At 64.9% G+C, this 15,118-nt stretch carries 15 protein-coding genes; 11 read left to right on the top strand and 4 right to left on the bottom strand.

Features of this window, described 5'->3' with window-relative positions; translation table 11 throughout:
• The first annotated feature begins 3 nt into the window (after positions 1 to 3).
• The 9 genes from yidC to dapE all read left to right on the top strand — a co-directional run bounded on the left by yidC (position 4) and on the right by dapE (position 9,166).
• Positions 4 to 1,878 carry a membrane protein insertase YidC gene (gene yidC / locus IVB48_RS34340; RefSeq protein ID WP_027565786.1) on the top strand — a complete coding sequence of 625 codons (1,875 nt, stop codon included), beginning with the start codon at positions 4 to 6 and terminating at the stop codon, positions 1,876 to 1,878.
• A 113-nt stretch (positions 1,879 to 1,991) separates the two neighbouring features.
• A complete protein-coding gene (yihA, locus tag IVB48_RS34345) occupies positions 1,992 to 2,645 on the top strand; it encodes a ribosome biogenesis GTP-binding protein YihA/YsxC (protein WP_027514321.1) in 654 nt (217 codons plus the stop codon).
• Complete coding sequence (locus tag IVB48_RS34350) at positions 2,645 to 3,016, top strand: DUF423 domain-containing protein (RefSeq protein WP_247407197.1); 372 nt, start codon at positions 2,645 to 2,647, stop codon at positions 3,014 to 3,016. The genes yihA and IVB48_RS34350 overlap by 1 nt, the downstream gene beginning before the upstream one ends.
• A gap of 82 nt (positions 3,017 to 3,098) precedes the next feature.
• Positions 3,099 to 3,986 (top strand): acetylglutamate kinase, encoded by an 888-nt coding sequence (gene argB / locus IVB48_RS34355; protein WP_007597683.1) that lies wholly within the window; start codon positions 3,099 to 3,101, stop codon positions 3,984 to 3,986.
• A 185-nt stretch (positions 3,987 to 4,171) separates the two neighbouring features.
• Positions 4,172 to 5,158, top strand: coding sequence for a DUF1036 domain-containing protein (locus IVB48_RS34360; RefSeq protein ID WP_247407305.1), 987 nt, complete (start codon positions 4,172 to 4,174; stop codon positions 5,156 to 5,158).
• 192 nt (positions 5,159 to 5,350) lie between these two features.
• Positions 5,351 to 6,076, top strand: a complete 726-nt coding sequence (locus tag IVB48_RS34365) for a pyrimidine 5'-nucleotidase (protein WP_247407200.1) — start codon at positions 5,351 to 5,353, stop codon at positions 6,074 to 6,076.
• Positions 6,077 to 6,258: 182 nt separating this feature from the next.
• A complete protein-coding gene (gene dapD / locus IVB48_RS34370; RefSeq protein ID WP_247407202.1) occupies positions 6,259 to 7,104 on the top strand; it encodes a 2,3,4,5-tetrahydropyridine-2,6-dicarboxylate N-succinyltransferase in 846 nt (281 codons plus the stop codon).
• Between the two features lie 233 nt (positions 7,105 to 7,337).
• Positions 7,338 to 7,991 carry a DUF805 domain-containing protein gene (locus tag IVB48_RS34375; protein WP_247407205.1) on the top strand — a complete coding sequence of 218 codons (654 nt, stop codon included), beginning with the start codon at positions 7,338 to 7,340 and terminating at the stop codon, positions 7,989 to 7,991.
• Complete coding sequence (dapE, locus tag IVB48_RS34380; protein ID WP_247407216.1) at positions 7,988 to 9,166, top strand: succinyl-diaminopimelate desuccinylase; 1,179 nt, start codon at positions 7,988 to 7,990, stop codon at positions 9,164 to 9,166. The genes IVB48_RS34375 and dapE overlap by 4 nt, the downstream gene beginning before the upstream one ends.
• A 165-nt stretch (positions 9,167 to 9,331) precedes the next feature.
• On the opposite strand, the gene truA is transcribed toward dapE, so the two are convergent.
• The 3 genes from truA to def form a co-directional block, all read right to left on the bottom strand.
• Positions 9,332 to 10,069 carry a tRNA pseudouridine(38-40) synthase TruA gene (truA, locus tag IVB48_RS34385; protein ID WP_247407219.1) on the bottom strand — a complete coding sequence of 246 codons (738 nt, stop codon included), beginning with the start codon at positions 10,067 to 10,069 and terminating at the stop codon, positions 9,332 to 9,334.
• Positions 10,069 to 10,992 carry a methionyl-tRNA formyltransferase gene (gene fmt, locus IVB48_RS34390; protein WP_247407222.1) on the bottom strand — a complete coding sequence of 308 codons (924 nt, stop codon included), beginning with the start codon at positions 10,990 to 10,992 and terminating at the stop codon, positions 10,069 to 10,071. The genes truA and fmt overlap by 1 nt, the downstream gene beginning before the upstream one ends.
• Positions 10,993 to 11,126: 134 nt before the next feature.
• Complete coding sequence (gene def, locus IVB48_RS34395) at positions 11,127 to 11,651, bottom strand: peptide deformylase (protein WP_027565796.1); 525 nt, start codon at positions 11,649 to 11,651, stop codon at positions 11,127 to 11,129.
• A gap of 171 nt (positions 11,652 to 11,822) precedes the next feature.
• On the opposite strand from def, the gene rmuC reads away from it, so the two are divergent.
• Both rmuC and IVB48_RS34405 read left to right on the top strand, forming a co-directional pair.
• Positions 11,823 to 13,022 carry a DNA recombination protein RmuC gene (rmuC, locus tag IVB48_RS34400; RefSeq protein ID WP_247407225.1) on the top strand — a complete coding sequence of 400 codons (1,200 nt, stop codon included), beginning with the start codon at positions 11,823 to 11,825 and terminating at the stop codon, positions 13,020 to 13,022.
• A 141-nt stretch (positions 13,023 to 13,163) separates the two neighbouring features.
• Positions 13,164 to 14,528: an MFS transporter gene (locus tag IVB48_RS34405; RefSeq protein ID WP_247407228.1), complete on the top strand. Its 1,365-nt coding sequence runs from the start codon at positions 13,164 to 13,166 to the stop codon at positions 14,526 to 14,528.
• A gap of 127 nt (positions 14,529 to 14,655) precedes the next feature.
• Here the strand turns inward: IVB48_RS34405 and IVB48_RS34410 are convergent, their stop codons facing one another.
• Positions 14,656 to 15,093 carry a hypothetical protein gene (locus tag IVB48_RS34410; RefSeq protein WP_247407230.1) on the bottom strand — a complete coding sequence of 146 codons (438 nt, stop codon included), beginning with the start codon at positions 15,091 to 15,093 and terminating at the stop codon, positions 14,656 to 14,658.
• Positions 15,094 to 15,118 lie beyond the last annotated feature (25 nt).

Consider the following 15,118-nt stretch of genomic DNA (forward strand, 5'->3'; position numbering starts at 1 on the left):
ATGATGACTGACAACCGCAATACCATCCTCGCCGTCATTCTGTCGGGCTTCGTGCTGATCGCCTGGCAATATTTCTACAACATGCCGGCGATGGAGAAGCAACGCGCCCTGCAACAGACGCAGGCCGAACTGCATAAGACCACGCCGCAGCCGACGGCTTCCGGGACGCCGAGCGCCACGCCGCAGCCCGGCAGCGCAGGCGCGCCCTCCGCTCCCCAGATCGCCAATCAACCGGCCCAGCCGACCGTCAGCCGCGAGGCGGCGATTGCCGCCTCTCCGCGTGTCAAGATCGATACGCCCCGCTTGACCGGCAGCATTGCCTTGAAGGGCGCGCGCATCGACGATCTTGCGCTGGTGCAGTATCGCGAAACGGTCGACCCGAAGTCGCCGCCGATCATTCTCTATTCGCCGTCGGGCACCGCGGAGCCCTATTACGCCGAATTTGGCTGGGTAGCCGGAACGGCTGGCACAAAGGTGCCCGACCGGACCACCGATTGGCAGCAGGAGGGCACCAACAGCCTGACGCCGTCCACGCCGGTCATGCTGAAATACGACAATGGCGAAGGCCTCACCTTCCGCCGCACCGTCACGATCGACGACCACTACCTCTTCAGCATCAAGGACGAGGTGACCAATGTCGGCAACGCGCCGGTCAAACTCTTTCCCTTCGCACTGATTTCGCGCCACGGCACGCCGCAGGTCTCGGGCTACTACATCCTGCATGAAGGCCTGATCGGTTACCTGGGCGAGCAGGGTTTGCAGGAGAAGGCCTATAAGGCTGTCGGCGAAGCACCCGCGATCGGCAACGGCGGACACGGGTTCGAATTCAACAACGTCACCAATGCCTGGCTCGGTATTACCGACAAATATTGGGCGTCTGCGCTCCTTCCCGACACGTCGGCAACGCTCAAGGCCCGTTTCGTCGCCGAACCCGGCACCCAGATCCGATACCAGACCGACTATCTGCAAAGCGAGCAGACGGTCCCGATCGGCGGCACGACGACAACGAACGCGCGGCTGTTCGCGGGCGCCAAGGAAGCCGGCGTGGTCGGCATCAACTTCCCGCTCGCCGGCCATGGCGGCTACAACAAGGAGCTCGGCCTCAACCATTTCGACCTGTTGATCGACTGGGGCTGGTTCTACTTCATCACCAAGCCGATGTTCCTCGGCCTCGACTTCTTCTACCGCTTCTTCGGCAATTTCGGCATCTCGATCCTGCTCGTGACCGTGATCGTGAAGCTGTTGTTCTTCCCCTTGGCGAACAAGTCCTACGCCTCGATGGCGAAGATGAAGTCGGTCCAGCCGCAGCTTCAGGCTCTGAAGGAGCGCTTCCCCGACGACAAGGTGAAGCAGCAGCAGGAGATGATGGAGATCTACCGCAAGGAGAAGATCAATCCGGTCGCCGGCTGTCTTCCGGTGGTGATCCAGATCCCGGTGTTCTTCTCGCTCTACAAGGTGCTGTTCGTCACAATCGAGATGCGGCACGCGCCGTTCTTCGGCTGGATCAAGGATCTGTCCGCGCCGGACCCGACCAACCTGTTCAACCTGTTCGGGCTGATCCCGTTCGACCCGACCACGATCCCGCTGTTCGGCCACTACCTCGCGCTCGGCATCTGGCCGATCATCATGGGCATCACGATGTGGTTCCAGATGAAGCTGAATCCGACGCCGCCGGATCCGACGCAGCAGATGATCTTCAACTGGATGCCGCTGATCTTCACCTTCATGCTGGCGGGCTTCCCGGCGGGCCTCGTGATCTACTGGGCCTGGAACAACACGCTCTCGGTGCTGCAGCAGAGCTTCATCATGCGCCGCAACGGCGTGAAGGTGGAGCTGTTCGACAATCTCAAGGCGACGTTCGCGAAGAAGGCGACGTAGCGGTCGCCATTGCGAGGAGCGAAGCAACGAAGCAATCCAGAGTCCCTCCGCGGATGCATTTCTGGATTGCTTCGCTTCGCTCGCAATGACGCGGACAGACAGAAAGCTTTCGCATGACCGACGACAAAGATGCGAAGCTGATCGAGGTCGGGCGAAAGCTGTTCACGCGCGACTGGCAGTTCATCTGGGCTTCGCCCTCGACTGAAACGCTGCCGCCGATGGCGGGGCTGGAGATCGCCTTTGCTGGCCGCTCCAATGTCGGCAAGTCCAGCCTGATCAACGCGCTGACCGGCCGCAACGCGCTCGCGCGCACCTCGCACACACCGGGCCGCACCCAGGAACTGATCTTCTTCGAGGTCCCCGGGAAAGGCGAGCTGCGCCTCGTCGACATGCCCGGCTACGGCTATGCCAAGGCGCCGAAGAGTCAGGTCGCGTCCTGGACAGAGCTGATCCACAAATTCCTGCTCGGACGCGCCAGTCTCGCGCGCGTCTACGTGCTGGTCGACGCGCGGCACGGCCTCAAGGACGTCGATCTCGAAGTCCTGAAGACTCTCGATCGCTCCGCGGTCAGCTACCAGCTCGTGCTGACCAAGGCCGACCAGATCAAGGCCGCCGAGCTCCAATCGCGCATCGTCGAGACCGAGGCTGCGCTCGCCAAGCGTCCGGCCGCGTTCCCGAACGTGCTCGCGACCTCGTCGCGCAGCGCAACCGGCATGGCCGAGCTGCGCGCCGCGATCGCAAAGCTGCTGGAAGAGCGGACCTCGTGATGGCGGCATTCCGCCTGCTGATCGGGCTTGCCGGTCTGATGGGCGCCGCCGGCGTCGCGCTGGCCGCCGCTTCCGCGCATGGCGGCGATGCGAGCCGGCTCGCCGCCGCAAGCGCCATGCTGCTGTTTCATGCAACGGCCGTGCTAGCGGCCGTCGCCCTGCTCGGCCGCGACCTTCTGCACGGCGGAATTGGCATCGTCGCCGCGTCCGGCTTCGCAGCCGGCGCCGCGCTGTTCGCGGGCGATCTGACCTTGCGGCAATATGCCGGCCATTCGCTGTTTCCCTATGCGGCGCCGACCGGTGGATCGGTGATGATTCTGAGCTGGGTGGCGGTGACGCTCGCGGCGGTGGTGGTGAAGCGCAGTCCGTAGCCCGGGGACGAAGACCACTTTGCGCCCCGCCCGCCAATCGGATAGAACGCGGCCCGAGTATCCCGCCAGCGAGATCCGCCTCATGACCGAAATCTCCCCGCTCGACCAGGCCCGCATCCTGTCCGAAGCGCTGCCGCACATGCAGCAGTATGACGAGGAAACCATCGTCATTAAGTATGGCGGCCATGCCATGGGCGACGAGGAGACCGCCAAGAATTTTGCCCGCGACATCGTGCTGCTCGAGCAGACCGCGATCAATCCGGTGGTGGTGCATGGCGGCGGCCCGCAGATCGCGACCATGCTCAAGCGCCTCGGCATCGTCTCGGAATTCGCAGCCGGCCTGCGCATCACCGATGCGGCCACCATCGAGATCGTCGAGATGGTGCTCGCCGGCTCCGTCAACAAGCAGATCGTCGGCTACATCAACGAGGCGGGCGGCAAGGCCGTAGGCCTGTCCGGCAAGGACGCCAACATGGTGAAGGCGTCGAAGACGACGCGCACCATCATGGATCCGGACTCGCACATCGAGAAGGCGGTCGATCTCGGCTTCGTCGGCGATCCCGAGAAAGTCGACCTCACGCTGCTCAACCAGCTGATCGGCTACGAGCTGATCCCCGTGCTCGCGCCGCTCGCGACCTCGAAAGAGGGCCAGACGCTGAACGTCAACGCCGACACTTTCGCCGGCGCCGTGGCCGGCGCGCTGAAGGCAAAGCGGCTGCTGCTGCTCACCGACGTGCCGGGCGTGCTCGACAAGTCCAAGAAGCTGATCCCGCAGCTCTCGGTGAAGGACGCGCGAAAGCTGATCGCCGACGGCACCATTTCCGGCGGCATGATCCCGAAGGTCGAGACCTGCATCTACGCGCTCGAACAGGGCGTCGAGGGTGTCGTCATCATCGACGGCAAGATGCAGCACGCGGTGCTGCTCGAGCTCTTCACCAACACCGGCACGGGAACGCTGATCCACAAGTGATGCGAGAGGCGCCACGCATGAAAGCCGTCATGGCCGGGCAACAGCGCGAAGCGCGTCTTCGCGAAGATGTCCCGGCCATCCACGATCTTTCGTCCCGCGCCAAGAACGTGGATGCCCGGGACAAGCCCGGGCATGACGAGCGGAGCGCGAGGCGGCATCGACGCTCCACTCTCACCCGCTTCCTGATGACGCTCCCCGCCGCAGCCGTCTCGTTCGTCTTCTCCTCCGCGCCCGCCTTCGCCGACCTCAAGATCTGCAATCGCATGTCCTATGTCGTCGAGGCCGCGATCGGCATCGACGACAAGGCGGCGACCGCCACGCGCGGCTGGTTCAGGATCGACCCCGCCACCTGCCGCGTGGTGGTGCAGGGCACGCTCTCCGCCGACCGCATCCTGCTCAACGCCCGCGCGCTCGGCGTCTACGGCGCATCCCCGATCCCGCAGAACGGCAGCGACACCCTGTGCGTCGCGCAGGACAATTTCGTCATCGCGGCCGCGCGACAGTGCCGCAGCGGCCAGACCCAGGCCGCCTTCACCCAGATCACGCCGACGCAAGGCGGGGACGGCAATTTCGTCGCCTATCTCGCCGAGGACTCCGAATATGACGACGAGCAGGCCCGCCTTGCCGGCATCCAGCGGCTTTTGGTGATCGCAGGTTATGACGCCGCGCCGATCGACGGCGTCGACGGACCGAAGACGCAAGGCGCGCTGGCCGCTTTCCTGAAGAGCCGCGGATTGTCGTCCGACATCCTGTCGTCGCCGAACTTCTTCAAGACCATGGCCGATGCCGTGCAGACGCCGTCTGCGACCGGCCTCACCTGGTGCAACGACACCGCGCACAAGGTGATGGCGGCGGTCGCCACCGACGACGGCAAGTCGGTGACGAGCCGCGGCTGGTATCGCATCGACCCCAAGACCTGCCTGCGCCCTGATGTGAGCGGCCAGCCGAAGCAGATCTTCAGCTTCGCGGAAGCCATCGACGCCGACAACCGAATCGTCAAGCTGAAGGACAAGCCGCTGAACTGGGGCGGCGACAAGCAGCTTTGCACGCGCGAGACCAAGTTCGAGACCAACGAGCAGACCGACTGCGGCGCGCGCGGTTTTGCGGCCACGGGATTTGGCGCGGTGGACATCTCGAGCGGCGGCAAAACACTGCGGTTTGCGATGCCGTGATTGCTTTTGTGATGACGCAACAAACACCATCGTCGTCCCGGCGAAGGCCGGGACCCATAACCCCAGGATTGGTTTTACGAAGAACGACGATCAGGGTGCCCCATTGATAGATCACGCGGTATGGGTCCCGGCCTTCGCCGGGACGACGACGGAAAGCTGGGGCCCCTCTCCGATAACGAATAGAGAGCCGCAATGACCTCACCCCGCGCCTTCGGCCATGTCGACACCTGGGTGTTCGACCTCGACAACACGCTCTATCCGCACCACGTCAATCTGTGGCAGCAGGTCGATGCGCGGATTACCGAGTTCGTTTGCAACTGGCTGAACCAGACACCGGTGGAAGCGCGCAAGATCCAGAAGGATTATTACCAGCGCTTCGGCACCACCATGCGCGGCATGATGACCCTGCATGGCGTCCGCGCCGACGACTATCTCGCCTACGTCCACAAGATCGACCACTCGCCGCTGGAGCCGAACCCGGCGCTGGGCGAGGCCATCGCAAGACTGCCGGGACGAAAGCTGATCCTGACCAACGGTTCGGTCGATCATGTCGATGCGGTGCTGGCGCGGCTCGGCTTTGCCACGCATTTCGACGGCGTGTTCGACATCATCGCCGCCGACTTCGAGCCGAAGCCGGCGCCGCAGACCTACCGCAAATTTCTCGCCGACCATTCGGTCGATCCGACCCGCGCCGCGATGTTCGAAGACCTCGCCCGCAACCTCACGGTCCCGCACGAGCTCGGCATGACCACGGTGCTGGTGATACCGGACGGGACGAAAGAGGTCGTGCGCGAGGACTGGGAGCTGGAAGGCCGGAGCGCCGCCCATGTCGACCACGTCACCGACGATCTGGCGGGGTTTTTGGGCAGGCTCAGCACACTCTCTCCACGTCGTCCCGGCGAAGGCCGGGACCCATAACCACAGGACGTCGTTGTGGCGCGAGCCTGGCAACTTCGGATCTTCGCCAAACTGCTCCCTGTGGGTATGGGTCCCGGTCTTCGCCGGGGGCGACACTGAGTATGCCTTGACTCCGTCCCCCCAAATCCCGAAAAAGCGCTCCAAATCACCGCAAATTCCCGCCCGCCTCTGAGGAAATCCCGATGTCCCTGTCCGCTCTCGAATCCACCATCAACGGCGCCTTCGACGCGCGCGACGGCGTCTCGACCTCGACCAGGGGCGAGGTCCGCGACGCCGTGGATCACGCGCTGGAGATTCTGGACAAGGGCGAGGCCCGCGTTGCCGAGCGCGGGGCCGACGGCAAGTGGAAGGTCAATCAGTGGCTGAAGAAGGCGGTGCTGCTCTCGTTCCGCCTCAACGACATGGGCGCCATTCCCGGCGGCCCCGGCAAGGCGGCCTGGTGGGACAAGGTGCCCTCGAAGTTCGACGGCTGGGGTGAGAACCGCTTTCGCGACGCCGGTTTCCGCGCCGTCCCCGGCTCCATCGTGCGCCGCTCGGCCTTCATCGCCCGCAACGTCGTGCTGATGCCGTCCTTCGTCAATCTCGGCGCCTATGTCGATGAATCCACCATGATCGACACCTGGTCCACCGTCGGCTCCTGTGCGCAGATCGGCAAGCGCGTGCACATCTCCGGCGGCGTCGGCATCGGCGGTGTGCTCGAGCCGCTGCAGGCCGAGCCTGTCATCATCGAGGACGATTGCTTCATCGGCGCGCGCTCCGAGGTCGCCGAAGGCGTGATCGTGCGCAAGGGCGCGGTGCTGTCGATGGGCGTGTTCCTGGGTGCTTCGACCAAGATCGTCGACCGCGACACCGGCGAGATCTTTATCGGCGAAGTGCCCGAGTATTCGGTCGTCGTTCCCGGCGCGCTGCCCGGCAAGCCCATGAAGAACGGCCAGATCGGCCCGAGCACCGCCTGCGCCGTCATCGTCAAGCGCGTCGACGAGCGCACGCGCTCCAAGACCAGCATCAACGAGCTGCTGCGGGATTGAAAGTCTAACTCTCTCACCGTCACCCTGAGGTGCTCGCCTCTTCGGCGAGCCTCGAAGGGCGACGGCCCGGCTGCCGGCTGAATCGTGGCCGCTCATCCTTCGAGGCTCCCCCTGCGGTGCTCTGCACCGCAGGCCTCGCACCTCAGGATGACGGGTCTGGCAGCTCCGTCGAACCCACCCTCCCCCCACCGCGACCAACATCCGGGCGACCTCTCCCGCCCGGAGCCTTTGGCATGGACTGGACCTGGTATCTCTTCCGCTTCGACGGCCGCATCAATCGCGCCTTGCTATGGCAAGCGCTGCTGATCGTCATGGTGCTGGCCTGCATGCTCGGGATGATCGACCAGGCCATCAAGGTGCTGAACGGGGCCGCGACTTTCGCCTTCAACTTCAAGGTCGACTTCGATTTCGGTGTCGACGACATCTTCAACGTGGTCGATCCCAGGGCCTATCGTCTGCTGGCAACGACCGATCGCGCGACCCTCATCCTCAAGGTGCTCGGAAGCTCGCTATTCCTGTGGATCTATCTCGCGACCGCGACCAAGCGGCTGCACGATCGCGACCGGAGCGGCTGGTGGCTGGTTCCGTTCTTCGTCGTACCCGCGTTGTTCGACCAGTTCTCGGACCTGCTGCCCACCGAATCCAACTGGGTTGTTGCCCTCGCCTGGGCCATGCACATTCCGTGGTTTTGGGGCCTCGTGGAAATGTTCATTGTGCCCGGCACCTCCGGCGACAACCGGTTCGGCCCCGATCCATTGGCCGACGTTGAGGATGGCTCCGCGCCCGCCCCGCCTGCGGCGAAAAGCTGGGACCAGCAGAGCGAGATCGAATTTGTCCCGCCCAGTGCTAGCCCACCCGGCGGCATGCATGTTAAGCGGGGCGCATGACCGATGCTCTCTCGATTGCCCGCGATCTCATCCGCTGCCCCTCGGTGACCCCGGCCGATGCCGGTGCGCTGGGTGTGCTTGAAAAAGCCCTCAATGCGGCAGGCTTCACATGCCAGCGCGTGACCTTCAGCGAGCCCGGCACCGCCGACGTCGACAATCTCTATGCGCGGATCGGCACTGACGGGCCGCACATCACCTTTGCCGGCCACACCGACGTGGTGCCGCCGGGCGACGAGAGCGCCTGGAGCGTCGGCGCGTTCTCCGGCGAGGTGAAAGACGGCTTTCTGCATGGCCGCGGCGCGGTCGACATGAAGGGCGGCATCGCCTGCTCGGTCGCCGCGGTGCTGGAGCATCTCGCCGCGAACGACGGCAAGCCGCGCAGCGACGGCCATAAATCGGGCTCGGGTTCGATCTCGTTCCTGATCACCGGTGACGAGGAAGACGTCTCCATCAACGGCACCATCAAGCTGTTGAAATGGGCGGCGGAGCGCGGCGAGAAGTTCGATCATTGCGTGCTGGGCGAGCCCTCCAATGTCGAGACGCTCGGCGACACCATCAAGGTCGGCCGCCGCGGCTCGCAATCCGGCACGCTGTATGTCGACGGCGTGCAGGGCCACGTCGCCTATCCGCACCGCGCCGCCAATCCGGTGCCTGATATCTCGCGGCTGATCGTGGCGATCTCGGACGAGCCGCTCGACCATGGCAGCGCGCAGTTCCAGGCCTCCAATCTCGAATTCACCTCGGTCGACGTCGGCAACACCGCCAACAACGTCATCCCGGGACAAGCCCGCGCAAGATTCAACATTCGCTACAACGACAACCACACCCAGGCGAGCCTGCGCGAGCTGGTCGAGACGCGGCTGACAAAAGCCTGCGGCAACCGCATCCGCGCCCGCATCGTCTGGGAGCCTTCGAACTCGAACGTGTTCGTGACCAAGCCCGGACCGTTCACCGAACTCGCGGTGTCCGCGATCGAGGAGGTGACGGGCCGCAAGCCGGAGCTGTCGACCTCAGGCGGCACCTCGGATGCGCGCTTCATCTCGAGCTATTGCCCGGTAATCGAATTCGGCTTGGTCGGCCAGACCATGCACCAGGTCGACGAACGTGTGCCGGTTCAGGATCTGGAGCAGCTAACCAAGGTGTATCGCGGGATTTTGGCGAGGTATTTTGCGTAGGGCGCGATTGCCGCCAAACCCTCCGCTGTCATCGCCCGGCTTGACCGGGGCGATCCAGTAATCCGAGACAGCAGTCATTGATCCGAGAGGCCGCGGCGTACTGGATTCCCCGCCTTCGCGGGGAATGACAGCGGTGGGCGTCGCGAGAGTTTCCAGCCTCGCATTCTAATAATCCACCTGCATCAGATACAGCCCGTCCGGCGGGGCGACGATGCCGCAGGCGGCGCGGTTGCGCGCGGCGAGCGCTGCGGAGAGATCGTCGGCGGTCCAGCGGCCCTCACCGACCCACATCAGCGACCCCACCATGGAGCGCACCTGACTGTGCAGGAACGAGCGCGCCGAGGTGAGAATAATGATCTCGCGCCCGTCGCGCAGCACGTCGAGCTGATCGAGCGTCTTGTCCGGTGACCTGGCCTGGCACTCGGTGTCGCGAAAGGTGGTGAAATCGTGCTTGCCGAGCAGGCGCTGTGCCGCCGCATGCATCGCGTCGGCATCGAGCCGACGCGGCACGCGCCAGGCGTGGCCGGCATCGAGCGCGAGATTGGCGCGGGTGTTGACGATGCGGTAGCGGTAGTGGCGCTTCACGGCCGAGAAGCGCGCTTCGAAACTATCAGGCACGATGTCCGCCTCGAGCACGGCGATCGGATGCGGGCGCAAGTGCGCATTCAAGCCGTCGCGAAAACGGCCCGGCGGAAACTGCTTGTCGATATCGACATGCGCGACCTGGCCACGCGCATGCACGCCGGCATCGGTGCGCCCGGCGCCGTGCACGCGCGCATCCGCGCCGGTCATCGCCTTCACCGCCGCTTCCAGCGCGCCTTGCACCGAGGGCAGCGTCTCCTGCACCTGCCAGCCGAAGAACGGCGCGCCGTCATATTCTATGATGAGCTTGTAGCGGGGCATCAGGCCAGCCGCATCGGCGGCTTCAACGGCACGCCGCGCAGGAAATCCGCGGCCTGCATGCGTGCCTTGCCTTCGCGCTGGAGCTCGATCAGACGGATTGCACCCTCGCCGCAGGCGATGGTGAGGTGATCGTCGAGCACCTCGCCGGGTGCGCCCGCGCCTTTCGCCAGCTCGCAACGCAGGATCTTGACCCGCGCATTCTCAAGCTCGGCCCAGGCGCCGGGAAACGGCGACAGTCCGTGGATATGACGCAGCACCTCCCGCGCGGGCCTGGTCCAGTCGATCCGCGCTTCGGCTTTGTCGATCTTGGCGGCATAGGTGACGCCGTCCTCGCTCTGCTTCTTGAGTTGGAGCCCGCCGCGATCGAGCGCGGCCATGGCGCGCACCATCAGATCGGCACCGAGCCGGGACAGACGATCGTGCAGATCGAGCGCCGTCATATTGTCCGTGATCGCGAGACGCTCGGCCATGGCGACGTCACCGGTGTCCAGGCCAACATCCATCTTCATCACCATCACGCCGCTCTCGGCATCGCCGGCCATGATCGCGCGGTTGATGGGAGCTGCACCGCGCCAGCGTGGCAGCAGCGAGGCGTGCAGATTGTAGCAGCCGAGCTTTGGCGCATCGAGGATCGCCTGCGGCAGGATCATGCCATAGGCGACGACGACGGCGGCATCGGCGTCGAAGGCGCGGAATTCCTCCAGCGCCTCCGGCGTTTTCAACGTCTTCGGCGTCAGCACGGGCACGCCAAGCTTTCGCGCGGCCTCTTCCACCGGGGTCGGCTGCAATTGCAGGCCGCGCCGGCCGCCGGGCTTGGGCGCGCGCGTATACATGGCCACGATCTCGTGGCCGTGCGCGACGAGCTCGAGCAGCGTCGGCACGGAGAAATCGGGCGTGCCCATGAAGATCAGGCGGAGGGGCATGTGGCGGCGCTCGGTAAGGCTTGTTTCTCCGTCATGCCCGGGCTTGTCCCGGGCATCTACGGTCTTGGCGACAAAGCAAGCAAGGCGTGGATGGCCGGGTCAAGCCCGGCCATGAGGACGAGAGAGAACCCGGCTCACTCCGCGCGCTTGGCGGCTTTCTCGAACTTCTTCAGCACGCGGTCGCGCTTGAGCTTTGACAGATAGTCGACAAACAGCACGCCGTTGAGATGGTCGATCTCGTGCTGGATGCAGGTGGCGTAGAGGCCTTCGGCGTCCTCCTCGTGCACCTTGCCGTCGAGATCGGTGTAGCGCACCCGCACCTTCGCGGGGCGCTCGACCTCCTCGTAATATTCGGGGATCGAGAGGCAGCCTTCCTCGTAGACCGACAGGTCCTCGGAGGAGGCGATGATTTCCGGATTGATGAAGACGCGCGGCTCGGGCTTGGTCTCGCCGTCCTGGTCGGGCTTGGCGAGGTCCATGGTGATCAGCCGCAGCGGCCGCGCGATCTGGATCGCCGCGAGCCCGATGCCGGGCGCGTCGTACATGGTCTCGAACATGTCGTCGGCAAGCTTTCGTATCTCCGGCGTGACCTTCTCGATCGGCTTGGAGACCAGACGCAGCTGCTTGTCGGGCAGGATGATGATTTCTCTGAGGGCCATGGCCGCGATTTAAGCCGCGCGTTCGATGCGGTCAATCCGGCCGGGAACCCCGTTAACCCTCCGCTAACCATAAAACTTCGGGTTTCGTTAACCATAAAAATTAACGGGGCATTTACATTAAATGTTCGCTATTCGTTCGTGCCGCCGAGCGAATCGGCTAGAAGCAGGGGCATGAACGAGATCATTTTCATGCTCGGCGACTGGCCGGTGCGCACCGTGGACGCGCTGATCGGCTTCGGTGCCCTGGTCCTCATCCTGATGGTGGTGATCGCCGTCGTGATCGCGCGCTCCGGGCGGCACGGGGCGGAACTCGCGATGGCCAATGCCATCCGCGCCGACGAACTCGAGGAGCGCATCAGCCAGATGCTGCATGCCCAGAGCGAGGCTTCGGGGCGGGTCGACGCCATGACCCAGACGCTGGCCGGCCGCCAGGCCGACATGGCACGCGCGGTCAACGAGCGGCTGGATTCGGTGACCCACCGCGTCGGCCAGTCCATGGAGCACACCACCCGCAACACCATGGAGAGCCTGCGCGCGCTGCACGAGCGGCTCGGCATCATCGACAGCGCGCACAAGAACCTCACCGACCTCACCACGCAGGTGACGACCCTGCGCGATGTGCTCGCCAACAAGCAGTCGCGCGGCGCCTTCGGTCAGGCGCGGATGGAAGCGATCGTCCAGGATGGTCTGCCGAAGGGCGCCTACGAGTTCCAGTTCACGCTCTCGACCGGCAAGCGTCCGGACTGCGTCGTGTTCCTGCCCGACCAGCGGCCACTCTGCATCGACGCGAAGTTTCCGCTGGAAGCGATGACCGCGCTGCATGACGCGCGCACCGACGAGGAGAAGCGCATCGCCACGCAGCGGCTGCGCGGCGATGTCATGAAGCATGTCAGCGACATCGCCGAGAAATATCTCGTCGCCGGCGAGACCCAGGACATGGCGCTGATGTTCGTGCCGTCGGAATCGGTCTACGCCGAGATCCACGACGGTTTCGACGACGTCATCCAGAAGGCGTATCGCGCCCGTGTCGTGCTGGTGTCGCCGTCGCTTTTGATGCTGGCGATCCAGGTGATGCAGCAGATCATGAAGGACGCGCGCATGCGCGACGCCGCCGACCAGATCCGCACCGAGGTGATCAAGCTCGGCGACGACCTCGGCCGCCTGCGCGATCGCGTGCTGAAGCTCCAGAAGCATTTTGCCGACGCCAACGAGGACGTGCGGCAGGTGCTGATCTCCGCCGACAAGATCGAGAAACGCGCCGGGCGCATCGAGGAGCTCGATTTCAGCAAGAGCGATGCGCCGGAAGCGCCGCATCTCGTAGCGACCGGCGCTGCCGAACTGTTCCCGCGGAAGCTCCAGGCGGGGGAGTGAAATTGTGTCGTCACGGCCGGGCTTGTCCCGGCCATCCACGACTTTTTTCAGCGACAGCGAGACGTGGATGCCCGGGACAAGCCCGGGCATGACGAGTTTTGAGGCCGAGGCAGCGCCGCCAGAATCTGCTAACACCACCCCATGACCGCACCCGACGCGACCTCCCCTGCCGGCCCCGGCACGGCCCCCACCTCCTGGCGTGACAGCCTTGCCGTTTACCTGCAGCCGCGGGTGCTGATCGTGCTGTTCCTCGGCTTCTCGTCCGGGCTGCCGTTGGCGCTGTCGGGCTCGACGCTGCTGGTGTGGATGCGGGAATCCGGCGTCGATCTCAAGACCATCGGGCTGTTTGCGTTGGTCGGCACGCCCTACACGCTGAAATTCCTGTGGGCGCCGCTGGTGGATGCGATGCATGTGCCGCTGTTCACGCGCGCGTTCGGGCGGCGGCGCGGCTGGCTGCTGTTCTCGCAATTGCTGCTGATCGTCGCGATCCTGCTGCTGGCGCTGACCGATCCCGCGCGCTCGCCGTTCTACGTCGCGCTCGGCGCGTTGCTGGTGGCGACGGCCTCGTCGACGCAGGACATCGTGGTCGACGCCTTCCGTGTCGAGAGCCTGCCGGAGAGCGAGCAGGCCGCCGGCATGGCGTCCTATGTCGCAGCCTATCGCATCGGCATGCTGGTCTCGACCGCCGGCGCGCTGTTCATCGTCTCGGGCTTCGAGAGCACCGGCATCACCCGCACGTCCGCCTGGATGTGGGGCTATGTGGTGATGGCGGCGATGGTGCTGATCGGGACGATCACGGCGCTGGTCGCGACCGAGCCCGAGCAGTCGGTGCGGGCGGAAGCCGCGACGCAGACGCAAACCGCGTTCGCGCGCGTGCTGCACGCGGCGGTCGGAGCCTTCTCGGAATTCCTGACGCGCAAGGACGCGCTTGCGGCACTCGCCTTCGTCGTGCTGTTCAAGTTCACCGACGCCTTCTCCGGCACGATGACCGCGCCGTTCGTGATCGACCTCGGCTTCTCCCGCAACGACTATGCGGCGATCGTGAAGGGCGTGGGCCTCGCGGCGACGCTGATCGGCGGCTTTGCCGGCGGCTTCGTCGCGCGGCGCTATTCGCTCGCAACCAGCCTCTGGATCGGCGGCGTGGTGCAGGCGCTCGCAAATCTCTCCTTCTCCTGGCTGGCCTTCGTCGGCACCAGCCAATGGGCGCTCGCCTTCGCCATCACTTGTGAGAACTTCACCAGCGCCATCGGCACGGTGATCTTCGTCGCCTATCTTTCGGCGCTCTGCCAGAACCCGCTGCACACGGCGACGCAATATGCGCTGCTCACCGCTCTTGCCGCGGTAGGGCGGACCTATCTCTCGTCAGGCGCCGGCTTCGTGGCTGATACGACTGGCTGGCCGCTGTTCTTCGTGATCTGCATGCTGGTGGCGATCCCAAGCCTGGTGCTGCTGGCCTGGCTGCAGAAGCGCGGGCATTTTGATGCGCTGGGGCCGGTGAGGGTTTAGACCGGCTCTCTCACCTTCGTCATTGCGAGCGAAGCGAAGCAATCCAGACTGCCGCCGCGGAGACAGTCTGGATTGCTTCGTCGCAAGAGCTCCTCGCAATGACGACAGAGAGAGTGGCGCGCGCCCCCTACTGCTTCTTGATCAGGCTCCACTTCGTGATCACGGCCTCGCTCATCTGGCCGGGATCGCTGGCGCAGGCGATCTCGTCGACCTTGACCGAGATCTCCTTGCCGGCAAACGTCTTCAGCTGTGCGGCCTGCGCGTCGCCGCTGGGAACGAGCTGGAAGGTTTCGGGGCCGGTCTCGAGATTGCACAGCCCGCTCGGCGGCGGCAGCCGGCGCGGCTCGGAGGTGATCTGGTATGTCGCAACCCGCTTGCCGACGTTCTTGACGTCGCGCACTTTCATCGTGTTCAGCTCGCCCGAGAGCACCTCGCCGGCATTGATCGGCTTGCCGGGCTTCGACGGCGGCGGAGCCCCGTCGTCCTGCTGTGCGGAGATAGCCGGCGTCGCCAGCATCGCCATCGTCGCAACCAAAGCCCATCGTGTGGCGAAAAGTTTCGTCATATCGTCCGTTCCGTAAGTCTGGATG

Origin of the sequence: Bradyrhizobium sp. 76 (genome assembly GCF_023073025.1) — a bacterium.
GTDB lineage: Bacteria > Pseudomonadota > Alphaproteobacteria > Rhizobiales > Xanthobacteraceae > Bradyrhizobium.